This is a genomic window from Alkalihalobacterium chitinilyticum (genome assembly GCF_029028005.1).
In the GTDB taxonomy this organism is placed as follows: Bacteria; Bacillota; Bacilli; order Bacillales; family Bacillaceae_F; genus Alkalihalobacterium; species Alkalihalobacterium chitinilyticum.
On record NZ_JAOTPO010000004.1, the window covers coordinates 185,191 to 197,615 of the forward strand.

14 protein-coding genes are annotated in these 12,425 nt (G+C 38.1%); 5 read left to right on the forward strand and 9 right to left on the reverse strand.

Features of this window, described 5'->3' with window-relative positions; genetic code table 11:
• Positions 1-272: 272 nt before the first annotated feature.
• Together N7Z68_RS08165 and N7Z68_RS08170 are read right to left on the reverse strand one after the other, a co-directional pair.
• Positions 273-1,034, reverse strand: a complete 762-nt coding sequence (locus N7Z68_RS08165; protein ID WP_275117977.1) for a carbon-nitrogen hydrolase family protein — start codon at positions 1,032-1,034, stop codon at positions 273-275.
• A gap of 81 nt (positions 1,035-1,115) precedes the next feature.
• Positions 1,116-1,760, reverse strand: a complete 645-nt coding sequence (locus N7Z68_RS08170) for a hypothetical protein (protein ID WP_275117978.1) — start codon at positions 1,758-1,760, stop codon at positions 1,116-1,118.
• 280 nt (positions 1,761-2,040) lie between these two features.
• Between N7Z68_RS08170 and hpaB the strand changes: the two genes are divergently transcribed.
• Complete coding sequence (hpaB, locus tag N7Z68_RS08175) at positions 2,041-3,483, forward strand: 4-hydroxyphenylacetate 3-monooxygenase, oxygenase component (RefSeq protein WP_275117979.1); 1,443 nt, start codon at positions 2,041-2,043, stop codon at positions 3,481-3,483.
• Between the two features lie 146 nt (positions 3,484-3,629).
• Here the strand turns inward: hpaB and N7Z68_RS08180 are convergent, their stop codons facing one another.
• From N7Z68_RS08180 to N7Z68_RS08195, 4 genes are all read right to left on the reverse strand, one after another.
• The gene (locus N7Z68_RS08180) at positions 3,630-3,953 is read right to left on the reverse strand and encodes a hypothetical protein (protein ID WP_275117980.1); all 324 of its coding nucleotides are present in this window, start codon (positions 3,951-3,953) and stop codon (positions 3,630-3,632) included.
• Positions 3,954-4,183: 230 nt separating this feature from the next.
• Positions 4,184-4,402 carry a hypothetical protein gene (locus tag N7Z68_RS08185; RefSeq protein ID WP_275117981.1) on the reverse strand — a complete coding sequence of 73 codons (219 nt, stop codon included), beginning with the start codon at positions 4,400-4,402 and terminating at the stop codon, positions 4,184-4,186.
• A gap of 116 nt (positions 4,403-4,518) precedes the next feature.
• Complete coding sequence (locus tag N7Z68_RS08190) at positions 4,519-5,016, reverse strand: tetratricopeptide repeat protein (RefSeq protein ID WP_275117982.1); 498 nt, start codon at positions 5,014-5,016, stop codon at positions 4,519-4,521.
• Between the two features lie 31 nt (positions 5,017-5,047).
• Entirely contained in the window at positions 5,048-5,203 is a 156-nt protein-coding gene (locus N7Z68_RS08195) for a hypothetical protein (RefSeq protein WP_275117983.1), read from the reverse strand.
• Between the two features lie 471 nt (positions 5,204-5,674).
• Between N7Z68_RS08195 and N7Z68_RS08200 the strand changes: the two genes are divergently transcribed.
• On the forward strand, positions 5,675-6,373 hold the full coding sequence (locus N7Z68_RS08200; protein WP_275117984.1) for a DUF1287 domain-containing protein: 699 nt from the start codon (positions 5,675-5,677) through the stop codon (positions 6,371-6,373).
• Between the two features lie 266 nt (positions 6,374-6,639).
• Here N7Z68_RS08200 and N7Z68_RS08205 read toward each other — a convergent pair whose 3' ends face one another.
• The gene (locus N7Z68_RS08205) at positions 6,640-7,428 is read right to left on the reverse strand and encodes a CPBP family intramembrane glutamic endopeptidase (RefSeq protein WP_275117985.1); all 789 of its coding nucleotides are present in this window, start codon (positions 7,426-7,428) and stop codon (positions 6,640-6,642) included.
• 53 nt (positions 7,429-7,481) lie between these two features.
• Positions 7,482-7,676: a hypothetical protein gene (locus N7Z68_RS08210; protein WP_275117986.1), complete on the reverse strand. Its 195-nt coding sequence runs from the start codon at positions 7,674-7,676 to the stop codon at positions 7,482-7,484.
• Positions 7,677-8,034: 358 nt separating this feature from the next.
• On the opposite strand from N7Z68_RS08210, the gene modA reads away from it, so the two are divergent.
• The 3 genes from modA to N7Z68_RS08225 are packed head-to-tail and all read left to right on the forward strand — an operon-like array spanning position 8,035 to position 10,562.
• A complete protein-coding gene (gene modA, locus N7Z68_RS08215) occupies positions 8,035-8,817 on the forward strand; it encodes a molybdate ABC transporter substrate-binding protein (protein ID WP_275117987.1) in 783 nt (260 codons plus the stop codon).
• 13 nt (positions 8,818-8,830) lie between these two features.
• Complete coding sequence (gene modB / locus N7Z68_RS08220; protein ID WP_275117988.1) at positions 8,831-9,502, forward strand: molybdate ABC transporter permease subunit; 672 nt, start codon at positions 8,831-8,833, stop codon at positions 9,500-9,502.
• 7 nt (positions 9,503-9,509) lie between these two features.
• Positions 9,510-10,562, forward strand: coding sequence for a sulfate/molybdate ABC transporter ATP-binding protein (locus N7Z68_RS08225; RefSeq protein ID WP_275117989.1), 1,053 nt, complete (start codon positions 9,510-9,512; stop codon positions 10,560-10,562).
• A gap of 138 nt (positions 10,563-10,700) precedes the next feature.
• On the opposite strand, the gene N7Z68_RS08230 is transcribed toward N7Z68_RS08225, so the two are convergent.
• Entirely contained in the window at positions 10,701-12,380 is a 1,680-nt protein-coding gene (locus N7Z68_RS08230; RefSeq protein ID WP_275117990.1) for a glycerol-3-phosphate dehydrogenase/oxidase, read from the reverse strand.
• Positions 12,381-12,425: the final 45 nt, after the last annotated feature.

The following is a 12,425-nucleotide window of genomic DNA, read 5'->3' on the forward strand; positions in this document are numbered from 1 at the left end:
TAGCTGTTTATGGACTCAGAGGCCCTTATTTGCTATTAATCTGTAGAAAACCGGAGATATTTTGCTAGATAAGGGCTTCTCAGTCCGTTATCATCGTTGAAACATTTATTTTTTCACAAATAGAGGCCTCTCAGTCCGGCTCGCAAATGAAATGGCTAGAATACCTGCAATCAACAAAATTGAGAGCTATGCATCCTAGATATGTTCTAGTGTAATAAAAACGTTATTTAATAATGAAAAATGGTATACACTTCCTAAAGCGAGCGTACCGATTAGTTTACATACTCAACCTCAAATTTTGAGGAAAGTAGCTCCATATCGTCTAGATCCCATTCAAACGTGAGGATCGCCGATTGTTCAGAATGGTGGGAAATGACTCGTTTTCCATTCACAATGACCGAACTTTCTGCTTTCCAAAAAGAAACATCCTTATTTTCGCCCGTACGGTTACAAACGATTAATGGTAACCCCGTATCGATTGATCTTTGTTCCCACTCCCCGTCCGGTCCGTGCAGTCCAGGCCCCCAAGACGAAGGAGCGACAAACATATGTGCACCGTTCTCTTTTAAGGTCTCAGCAATTCTTTTTGTATAAGCATCCGCACAGATTAAAATCCCTACTTTAACATCTCCTATCGTAACCGGATCTAACACACTTCCTGGTGTTGACCATTTATCAATTCGGGCAAGCTTTCGTTGGTTCCCAATGATTTTACCTTCCCCGTTAATAACAAAAACGGAGTTGAAAAGAGCACCTTCTTCTGATCTTTCTGCACACCCTAAAAACACTGTCGCATTTAATTTCTTGACTATATTCATAAAACTTGTCATCCAGTCATCAGGCTGCTCATGAATCCAATCCGTCCCAATCAGATGATCAAATTGCAGGCTGCTAACAGCTAACTCAGGTGTAATCACCCAATCAACGTTTCGAGCTGCCGCTTGTTTCACTGCTTTTTCGATCAAAGTGCGGTTGTATGTAAGATCACCTGCTATTGGTAATAAGTGTAATAGCGCAATTTTAATTTTTTTCACTAAAGCCACTCCCCGTTTACTGTATAACATATCTTTCTTTTACATGAGCAATTATCTAAACAGCTTACCAAAACTCAACTTCTATTTTCTTAACCTACCAGTAATGACCTCAAGATTAATATCTTCCGCATGTTCAGTATATAATCGAATTTGATAGCGCCCTTCTCCACCATAAAATTGTATCATTCCTTCAGTTTGAGGCGACACTTTGTCCTCCCAAACTACATCGCCTCCACGTTCAACGACTAATAATATGTCCCCTTCACCTATGCTCGCTCGGTAAGGTATACCGACCATGCCTTCTTCAATGACTCTAACATCGTCTACTAAATAACTACCTTTTAATGACCCGATCGACACAATTACATGACCATTTACTTCTGTTTTACTTGCATTAATAGCTAGATTATCTGCAAACAGCATTACCGCACCGACAAAAATAATCGAGATCACACCAATGACACCCGCAAACAGAAAAATACCGCGTTTCCTAAGGCCTGTAAATTTACGCATGAGACTACCATTTAAACTGTACACGATCCGGAAGAGAACAGGAAATGCAATCGCTATCGCTAAAACCGATAACCACTGTCCACCAACGACAGCCTGCATAATAAAAAACAAAAGGACGATAATGTAAAAAAGAATTCCAGACCAATAACTAAACAGCATTAACTTACTATCCTTATACGGTTGACCAAAAATCTTTTCTATGATTGGTTGCAAAAACTCACCCCTTCCTATGACTATGATACTCCTAATTAATCGTAGTAAGTTAGACTTATTTTCGATAGAACTAACTCGCTTTTCTATATCATTAAAAGTTTATCATTAACACACCTTGAAGTTACAACAATATGATTTCACATAATGCTTCTATAAGTGATACCTCTAGCCGTTTTATGTCTAAAAATTGATACGCATAAAGAAATGCTAATAAAAATAAATTGTAAAGATGAACAGGAAATGATTACAAAATGGCCAACTTAGTGAGGTGAGCACAGACTTGGGAGCAATTAGGGGCAAAGACTATATCGACCGGATTAATCAACTTCAATCCGAGGTTTGGATTGACGGGAAAAGGGTGGAAGGAAAAATTTCTGAGCACCCTGCCTTTCGTGGTGTGTTAAAAAGTCAAGCTAAGCTTTACGATTTACAACATGACGCTTCCAGAAAAGAGTTGTTGACCTATCCTTCCCCAACAAGCGGAGAACGGGTTGGTATTTCTTTTATGATGCCTAAAACCAAAAGGGATTTAAAGAAAAGAAGAATAATGGTCCAAGAGTGGGCAAAAACCAATGCGGGGATGATGGGAAGAAGCCCCGATTATATGAATACGGTATTAGTGTCTTTTGTAGCTTCCCAACACATTTTAGAAGGTAATGAAAATTGCTTTCCCGAAAATCTAATCTCTCTTTACGAACACGCACGAGAGAACGATCTCTCTTTTACTCATACTTTTATAAACCCACAATTCAACCGGGCACCCCTTCACTTTTTAGATGAATTTGAGCACCCTATTGCTGCAAAAGTGATAGATGAAACGAATGAAGGCATTATTATTAAAGGTGCAAAATTACTGGCTACACAAGGTGGACTAACCGATGAGATTATCGTCTACTCCACTCCTAGTCCACTCGACAAATCGTATGCTTTTGCATTTTCCATTCCTAGTAATACCAAAGGATTAAAATTCATATGTCGCCAGTCTTTTTGTTCGAGTCAATCGAAATTTAACTACCCATTGTCATCTCGTTTTGAAGAGAATGACTCGCTTGTTGTTTTTGATCACGTCCTTGTTCCATGGGAGCGAGTTTTTTATTACAACAATATACAAGTAGCTAATGCTTTTTCGACGAAAGGACCTTTCACCCCGTTTGCTTTACATCAAGTTGCATCTCGTCAAATAGTGAAACTAGAATTTATTCTAGGGGTAGCACAATTGATTGTCGACTCTATTAATACGAGTGAGTTCCAGCATGTTCAGGAAAAAGTGTCAGATATCATTATTGCGCTCGAAACGATGAAAGCCTTTCTAATTGCATCCGAAGCAGAAGCCAAAAAAGGCAAAAATGGGATTATCATTCCAGCAGTAAACCCTTTATACACCGGGATGATTATGTTTCAACGGCTTTATCCAAAGCTCACGGAAATCCTCCAACTTCTCGGTGCAAGCGGAATGATTAACATACCTACGGAGGAAGATTTCGAATCAGAAATCAAGGATGATCTAGATTTATATCTTCAAGCGAAAACGAGAGATGCTAAAGAACGTGTAAAGCTGTTTCGTCTTGCTTGGGATTTGTGCATGAGTCCTTTTGGTACGAGACAAACCTTGTATGAACGCTTCTTTTTTGGCGACCCCATCCGACTAACCAGCAGCTTGTTTATTAACTACAACAAAAAAACAATGATTAATAGAGTTGAGGGTTTTTTAGGTGAATACTAGAAAACTTACAAAGAATACCCCTTAACAATCTAACTTGGTTGGGCTCAGGTACTAAATATATTTTCAGCTCTTCTACAGGTCCTGAGCCTTAGCTAATATAAGATTTATGATTTCCATCTCTTATATAAAACTTACTTTGTAAAGACTTACATGTAATGAACAATAAAAAGAATCCAATGAATAATAAAAAATAACAGAGCTGAAAGAACAAATGAATTGATACGAAATGCAAACATTTCTCTTTTATACACATCATTCCCAAATGACTGTTTAGAAGCCATCACATTAGCATAGTTAGACACAAAGCCTCCATTACTAGAAAAAAAGATAAATAATGCTAAAAAACCAATGGATGTAAAGAACATCACATCTAAAAATGTCATATTAATCAAACTGGCAATCCAAAAAGTTGCACCAAACTGTCCTGCTAATAAAAGAAGCGTAAGTAATAGCTGAATTAGGTTCCTCATAACTTCCTCCTTTCGTAAAAGCTTGCTCGCTAATCTTGAGCTGCATATAGTTTCACATTTGAGACGTTTACCTCTATCAAAAAACACCATCCTACCATCGTAAAATGATGTTTTTATATTTATTTTCTATCCATCTCTTTCAACGCCGCATATGGACATTTCCCATTTGATATCTAAGCTTGTGAACCTATATCGTACTGATCCCAAATCACTTCTTCAGAATACTACAGCTATCGTTTCCTATTCATAAGAAAAACCAATCCATAGTAAACCGCTGCACTTCCGATTGTAAACAACCGAAACTCCCATAATTTAGCTGCAGAATATTTTTCTAAATATAGACTAGAATCAATAATGGAAGCTAAGAGCATTCCACCGAAAATGAAAAGACCAATCATATACATTAATTTTTTCGTACTCATCGGCTGCTTATAATTTAATTCTCCCATTACCATTCTCCCCTCACCTTGGTTGAAATTACACATCCCTCTTCTTATAGAGAATAATTTTTACCATAACAAACCCTATCCCTATCATTCTTTTAAAGTCAGTCACTTAAATACATTTACTCCCAAGTTTCATCCAATTTATCTGAATAAAAGTGAATCGCTTTTTTATATTTTAATATATTTTTATCGGTCGTTGTTTCAAGCAAACTTTTTAAGAGTACTTCCATAGCCAATTTATGATCACTCGTATTGTATAATGTCATAGCATAAAATACTTTTAGTGCATGATTTGTAGGAAACTCGTTAATCGCTCTTTGGAAGATCCGTTTTGAATTTTCATAATCCCCTAGCGTTCGAAACGTACTTCCTAAACCTAATAATGCCCCTTCTAATGCGTCTTTCGATAAACCAAGCTCGATTGCTTTTTCATAAAAAGGCACTGCGTCAGCTTCTTCGCCTAAGACATCGTAGCTCCAAGCACATTGGTAGTTCACCTCTGCATTCTCAGGGTGTTCGGTGACTAATTCTAAAAGTAATTGATTTGATTCCTTTAACTGTCCTTCTTTTCTTAGTTCAATAGCATTATCTAATTGTTGAGTTAGTTGATCATTCATCTAGTATTCTCCTTTATGCGTTTGCACTGATTTATTCGTCCTTGTTTCTGCCTGAACCTTCTGGGTCGATCCCTAAATGCTTCATAATCACATCTTGATTTTTCTTAATTTTAGCCAGCGAATCCCAAACGTAAAAAATAAAAATAATAAATAAAAACATCGGGATAATCGTTACAATAATTTCCAAACTTTCACCTCAATTTCTCGTTTCGTTTTGAATACTTTTAAAAGCAAAAGGTCAAACAAACTATATTAAACTACTCGAAAATCACAACAAATATCAGTCAATTCCAACAAGAGTGTTCCATATATAAAAACCAGATGGCCCAGTTGCCACCTGTTGATTTAACGCTTTTTTGTGATTTGCTAGAAGACTGATAGGTGAAATAACAAAGTGCAGCTATAAACAAGAAAAGCAATGATAGAAAAATCTATAATCCCTCACTAAACTTTTTATTGGAGACACATGAAATATTGTTCAAAAACGATTGTTTACCCTTTTTATTGTTATACGTATAAGGGCTTTAAGAAGTTTCAAAAAATTTAGGCATTATTTCGAAGTCTTTTCTTCCCTTTAAGGCGGGCATATAATACAATAATCTCATCCAATATTTGGTGTTTGTTCTTTTAATCTACTATTTATGAGGTGTGCTTGAGAATGAAAATGTTAAAAAGATGGCTTGTCTCGATATCAGTTCTTTCAGTTGCCTTGCTCTCGTTTATGTATTTCTTTAAAGGTGGAATTATTCTTGATTCGCTCGGCATTCATATGGAGCGTTTTTTTGTAAGTACAGTCATCGTACCTGAGGAATATTCAACAGTTGATCGAAATGGAAATGGGATTCCCGACCCGCTGGATATCGTTCATACCGCTAGAAAAGAAGTCGAGCAACGGACCCATTATAAAAGTGCCTATTATGCTGGAGGTTACCCGCCAAATGATGAAGGGGTTTGTACTGATGTCATATGGCGAGGGTTACTAGGTGCTGATATTATTCTTAAAGACCTTATGGATGAGGATATTTCTGAACACATGGAATTATACCCTCGGGTGGATGGTAAGCCTGATCCTAATATTGATTTTCGCCGTGTACCGAATCAGTACGTTTTTTTGGAGCGCCATGCTGAGTCTTTGACGACTGAACTCATTCCAGGTGACATGGAGAACTTAAAAGAATGGCAGCCCGGCGATATTGTTCTGTTCCTCGAAGGCTATCATCATGTGGGCATCGTTTCCGATAAACGAGCAAAAGACGGTACACCTTATTTAATTCATAATAACAGACCATTTGCAGCCGAAGTTAAACTTTCATCCTTTTCCACCCCAATTGCCGGGCACTATCGATGGAATTACTAAACTTCAAGTAACTGTTACACCTCACAGCATAATAAACAAAATAAACATATCATGCTAATATTGAAAGACTAAAAAACAAAAGGGGATTTTTAGGTGATCCCTTCAACGAATACTGCTGTTTCGTGTGCACTTTAGGGAATTTTTAGGAGACACCTTCAACGATTTCCGCTGGTTCGTGTGCTCCCAAGAGAAAAACCAATAATATTATTGCAAAAAAAAGAAGCTGTGGTGTCACAACCACAACTTCTTTAAGGTGTCAGATATTTTTAATAAAAGATCGGTATAAAGAGCAACTGCATAGAGATATGTGCCGTCATGTGGCTGAATATGGCATACTCAATTCCTTTGCGCCAATATAAATAACCAAACACAACCCCGACAAGTCCATTTAAAAGCAAGGATCGAATGATTAATATGGAGCTTAACTCTCCGAAGACCACCTGAGTTGTCGGAAAATGTCCGACTGCAAATACAATCGCTGCTAGTACGATAGCAATCCAGTAAAAAGCGTGAGGAATGGTTGCTTTTTTCCTTGCAAAAAGTTTGTATAAAACCCAAACGATGAATGACATCAGAAATAATCTAATGAGTACTTCTTCAATCACACCACCATACAGAACTCCAGCTAGTAAACCATTTAACGAGAAAGCAGGTGGGTTTTCGGCAATGAGTGGAATTTGGTATTGATAATAAAAATAGTCTGCCGCAACAATGGTAAAACCACCAAGAACCCCTAACAAAACCGCGTACGTCAGCCACTTCGCTGAAACGGTCACCCTCTGATTTTTATTTACGAGGCCATCAAGAATCGGGAGCTTCAAGTTTACTTTTCTAGCCAGAATAATTCCTAAAATACTTGCTACAAACGTGGCCACCCCTAACTGAATCGACGCTATTCCAATGAGTGCGGCCATCGGCACCGGCAGATCGTTCGGATCAAACACATCCGGGGATAAGTATGTACTCATCGTTTCCATTTGGTATGGAACAATAAAAATGCCTGCTAACACCCCGAATGCTGCTAAAATGAGTGAGATATATAAGTTTTTTTTCACTTTGTTACACTACCTTTCCATAAGAAAATGAAGAGAGCCATTTAACCCACTTGTTATTTAAAAGCGCCATACCATCCTTGAGTAACAATTGGGTCTGTTGAATTGATATAAATGTAGCGGCCTGTTCTTAAGTGACCTGTTACTTTAATTTTACCTTCTTCTATTTCTAAATGATTTGCAGAATATGTTAAATAAGTGACAAACAGATAACGATAAATCCAAAAATGGTTAGTATAATTGAAATTCATTTAAATATATACGCTTAAAGCCTTCCCTTTCAATTAATGTATCCGAACCTTCATTTGTCATTCCAAGAGCTCCTCACGACTGATCCTACATTTAAATTATATCTATCTTCTGGAAATAAGAGGGGATTTTTTACCTGCTGCACTTATTAAATTCTAACTTTGGGCTTTTTAGCATAGATGTTTGTGCAAATTGACCCTCTTATATAATAACCTGAAGAAAATGATCTTTTTTCCGGTTGAGTCATAAGCCTACTCCCCAGTAAGACTGTGATTTATTTCATTGCGAAACGAGAGACTAATGTTATACTCATATTTAGTTATAATTACAGTTTTTTTTATAAAGAAAGGAACGGCCATAATGAAAATCAATGTTTTTACTACACTTACTATCATTATTGTAATTTCAATTATAAATTCAGCTTGCGGTACTAATGATAACTCAGTCAATGAAAAGACCTCCGAGCTTAAAGTTGCTGCAGCATCGGACTTAACCCACGCTTTTACAGAAGTAGGTCAATTATTTGAGGAGGAAACAGGCGTTGCACTCACATTTTCTTTCGGTTCCACAGGCCAACTTGCTGACCAAATAGAAAATGGTGCACCATTTGACATCTTTGCTGCAGCTAATATTGATTTTGTTGACCAATTGAATGAAAAAGATTTAATTATTTCCGATACACAAACGACGTATGCTTTTGGGAGAATTGGCATTGCCACTCTTCACGATCAAACGATTTCAATTGAAACATTAGATGATCTTTTAAAAGAAGAGGTTCGTAAAGTAGCCATAGCTAATCCTGACCATGCTCCCTATGGACTAGCTGCGAAACAATCATTAGAAGAGGCCGATATTTGGGAGGCGTTACAAGGAAAACTCGTCTATGGTCGTAATATATCTGACACTTTAGCTTATATTGAAACTGGAAATGTGGAAGCCGGAATAATTGCGTTATCCCTGTATCAAGAAGATCAAGTCGACTTTCACATCATTAACGATGATTTGCATGAACCTTTAGAACAATCAATTGCTGTAATAAATCGTACATCAGAAGAGGAGTTAGCTCGAGAGTTTATTCAATTTATTTTAGGTCCTGTCGGGAAACCAATTATGGAACGTTACGGCTTTGTTGTGCCTGAGTGAGGAGTAGTAAGTTATGGCTGAAGTTAATTTATTTCCACTATTTCTTTCATTAAGAGTTGCTGCAACGGCAACTCTTTTAGCTCTTCTCATCGGCTTGCCAATCGCTTATTACTTAGCTAAATCAAAAGGGAAAATAGCTGATCTCGTTGATACGGTTATTACGCTTCCTGTCGTTTTACCGCCTACCGTTCTCGGATACTATTTACTTGTTTTACTTGGAAGACAAAGTCCGATCGGGCAGTTTGTAGAGCAACAATTTAATATGACGATTGTATTTACGCCAACAGGAGCTGTCATCGCAGCACTTGTCGTCTCGATTCCTTTTTTAATCAAATCTGCAAAAGCATCGTTTGCTAGCGTTGATCAAAATGTCGTGAATGCCGCTAAAGTATTAGGCCGATCAGATGTCAATATCTTTTTTACGGTAATATTACCGCTCGCTTGGCGAGGCATTGCTTCTGGACTAACGCTCTCATTCGCACGAGCATTAGGGGATTTTGGTGCTACGTTAATGGTTGCAGGCAGTATACCTAATGAAACAATGACGATGCCGATTGCTATTTATGACGCGCTTCTTGCTGGTAATCGCGAGTTAGCCAATTTACTCGTTTTCATCATGACTGTAACGTCAATCGCTGTATTATATGTAATTAATCGCCTAGAAAGAAAAGTTGTAAAGGGGTGACGGAGAAGTGTTAGATGTAATTATTCAAAAGCAATTAGATACCTTTGCCCTTGATGTTTCGTTTCAAGCAGAAAAAGGAATTACTGCTATTTTGGGGCCATCTGGTTGTGGAAAAAGCTTAACATTACAATGCCTTGCAGGACTCCACACCCCTGACAACGGCAAGATTGTTTTACACGATCGTACGCTCTTTGATGCTAATACGAAAACAAGGATTAAAACGAGGCACCGAAACATTGGTTACGTTTTTCAAAATTACGCACTTTTCCCCCACTTGACGGTTAAAGAAAACATTGCGTTTGGCTTGAAGAAGTCCCATAACAAACGGGAAATTGAAGAAAAAGTGGCTGCAATGATTGCTAAAATTCATTTAGAGGGTTATGAGCAACATTATCCAAGACAACTATCCGGTGGCCAACAACAACGTGTGGCTCTGGGAAGGACATTAATTACAAACCCTGATCTACTGCTGCTTGATGAGCCTTTTTCAGCACTGGATCATCATGTCAAACATATGCTCGAGCAAGAATTATTAACGATCATTCAGGAAAACTTCTCAGGGGTCGTTCTGCTTGTGACCCACAACATGGAAGAAGCGTATCGGCTGGCTGATCGAATTCTTCTCTTAAAACAGGGAAAAGTTATTCAGTTTGGTGAAAAACAAGAGTTGTTTCAACGCCCAAGATCGGTTGCCGCAGCGCAAATCATTGGCTGTAAAAATGTAATTCCGGTTAGCTCAGTTGATAAAAGGAATGGAGAAATTGAAGTAAGTAGCGGTGAATTGCGGTTGATCGTAAGCAACAACGAACCTAGTCAACTGCCGCCGACACATGTAGGTATCCATGCTGAAAACATCGAATTCGTTAGTGAGGCTGGGCCTGCTCCTAATGCCTTTGAATTTGAGATTGGTGAGATGATCAGTGGCATCAACCAAACGCTCGTTTCCCTAAGAGTAGGTATCCTTGATCTAAGAGCAGTCGTGCCGAATAACCGCTTACAAGCAGCCCTTACAAGCAAAAAAGTATTATTGCCCCCTGAACATTTATTCTTACTCCACTAACAAAAATAAGGTACCTGCATACATAATGGTACCTGGCACCTTTAGTCCACTAAAGGTGCCAGGTACCGATTTTATTCTATACACCATTTTTTTTATTCTATACACCATTTTGTTTACAACTCTTATCACTACGTCCTTCTATATGGCTTTTTGAACTGTTTCTTTACTTCCATCCACTGGGTTTTGTGCGTAGTAGATTTCCGACTCCAGGTAAGTTACGTATTTTACAACTTGCTCTTCCGTCCACTTTAATTCTTTTTTCATATAAGCAACAATCTCATTTTTCCATTGTTTTACCCATTTCATATTGAAAAATAAAGCACCGGTTCTTCGGTTGAAAAAGTCGATCGGCGTTGATACCATTTCTTCTTCAATCCCGTATTTAAGTTGAGCAAAAACTGTAATCGGTAAACGATGAAGGTCCGCATCTTTATTATGATTTTTAATAATCTCGTAAACTTTTGTTACATTCGATCCGTATAAGTAGACAAGTCGACTTGCATCTTCCTTAGATAAACCGAGTTTCTCACCTTCTGCAACCATTTTACTTACAAAATACTCAAACTGATCAGCTCCGCCAACATCTCCACCGGAAAGCTTTATATGAGCTGTTGTACAAGATTGCGTGTTTCCTAAGTCTTTCCCAACGATATCGACAATTCGCTCAGCCATCTTACGGTAACCTGTCAACTTCCCGCCAGCGATTGAAATGAGCCCTGTGTCAGAAAAGAAAATTTCATCTTTACGAGAGATTTCAGAGGCGCTTTTTCCTTCCTCATGAATTAATGGTCGTAGCCCCGTCCAACTTGATTCAATATCGTCTACCGTTAAATGGACAGTTGGGAACATATAATTACACGCAGCTATAATATAGTCTCGATCTTCTTCCGTCATTCGCGGATGAGCAATTTCATCATTATAAAAAGTATCTGTTGTACCGATATACGTTTTGCCATCTCGCGGAATCGCAAATACCATGCGTTTATCGTTTTCTGTGTCAAAATAGACAGCTTGCTTTAACGGAAAACGACTACCATCAATGACAAGATGAACTCCTTTTGTTAAATGCAAATACTTTCCTTTTTTAGAGTTATCTTTTTCACGTAGCGTATCCACCCACGGACCAGCTGCGTTCACAATCTTTTTCGCATAAATACTATATAGTTTACTAGATAAAACATCACGAACTTTAACTCCGATCACTTTTCCATTTTCGTAAATAAACTCTTCTGCTTTTGCATAGTTAACAGCTTTTGTCCCGCGATCTACTGCTTCTTTTAGCACTTCGAGAGTAAGTCGTGCATCGTCTGTACGATATTCTACGTAAATCCCGCCACCTTTCAGTTTATCACTGCGAATTAACGGCTCTTTTTGTAGAGTCTCACTTTTAGATAACATTTTACGGCGCTCTTCTTTTCTTACACCAGCTAAATAGTCGTAGACTTTTAATCCAATTGATGTTGCAGTTTTTCCAAAGGTTCCTCCTTGGATCATCGGTAACAACATCCATTCAGGTGTAGTTACGTGTGGCGCGTTCTCATATACAATCGCACGTTCTTTACCGACTTCTGCCACAAGCTTAACTTCAAACTGCTTTAAATAACGCAGTCCACCATGAACGAGTTTCGTAGATCGGCTTGAAGTACCTGCTGCGTAATCTTGCATTTCAATTAAACCCGTATGGATACCCCGCACTTGTGCGTCAAGCGCAATACCTGCTCCTGTGATGCCGCCACCGATTACTAATAAATCCAATGTATGTTTTGACATTTCCTCTAAATAATCTGCACGTTGTTTACTTGAAAAAGCACTTCCCATGTTTTGAACTCCCCTTTTATTTTATCTTATGAGGGCATACAAAAA

Coding starts and splice junctions, on each gene's coding strand:
- N7Z68_RS08180 (WP_275117980.1), bottom strand. CDS start 3,953: ATGAGGAACCTAATTCAGCTATTACTTACGCTTCTTTTATTAGCAGGA.
- N7Z68_RS08185 (WP_275117981.1), bottom strand. CDS start 4,402: ATGGGAGAATTAAATTATAAGCAGCCGATGAGTACGAAAAAATTAATG.
- N7Z68_RS08190 (WP_275117982.1), bottom strand. CDS start 5,016: ATGAATGATCAACTAACTCAACAATTAGATAATGCTATTGAACTAAGA.
- N7Z68_RS08200 (WP_275117984.1), top strand. CDS start 5,675: ATGAAAATGTTAAAAAGATGGCTTGTCTCGATATCAGTTCTTTCAGTT.
- N7Z68_RS08210 (WP_275117986.1), bottom strand. CDS start 7,676: ATGAATTTCAATTATACTAACCATTTTTGGATTTATCGTTATCTGTTT.
- modA (WP_275117987.1), top strand. CDS start 8,035: ATGAAAATCAATGTTTTTACTACACTTACTATCATTATTGTAATTTCA.
- modB (WP_275117988.1), top strand. CDS start 8,831: ATGGCTGAAGTTAATTTATTTCCACTATTTCTTTCATTAAGAGTTGCT.
- N7Z68_RS08230 (WP_275117990.1), bottom strand. CDS start 12,380: ATGGGAAGTGCTTTTTCAAGTAAACAACGTGCAGATTATTTAGAGGAA.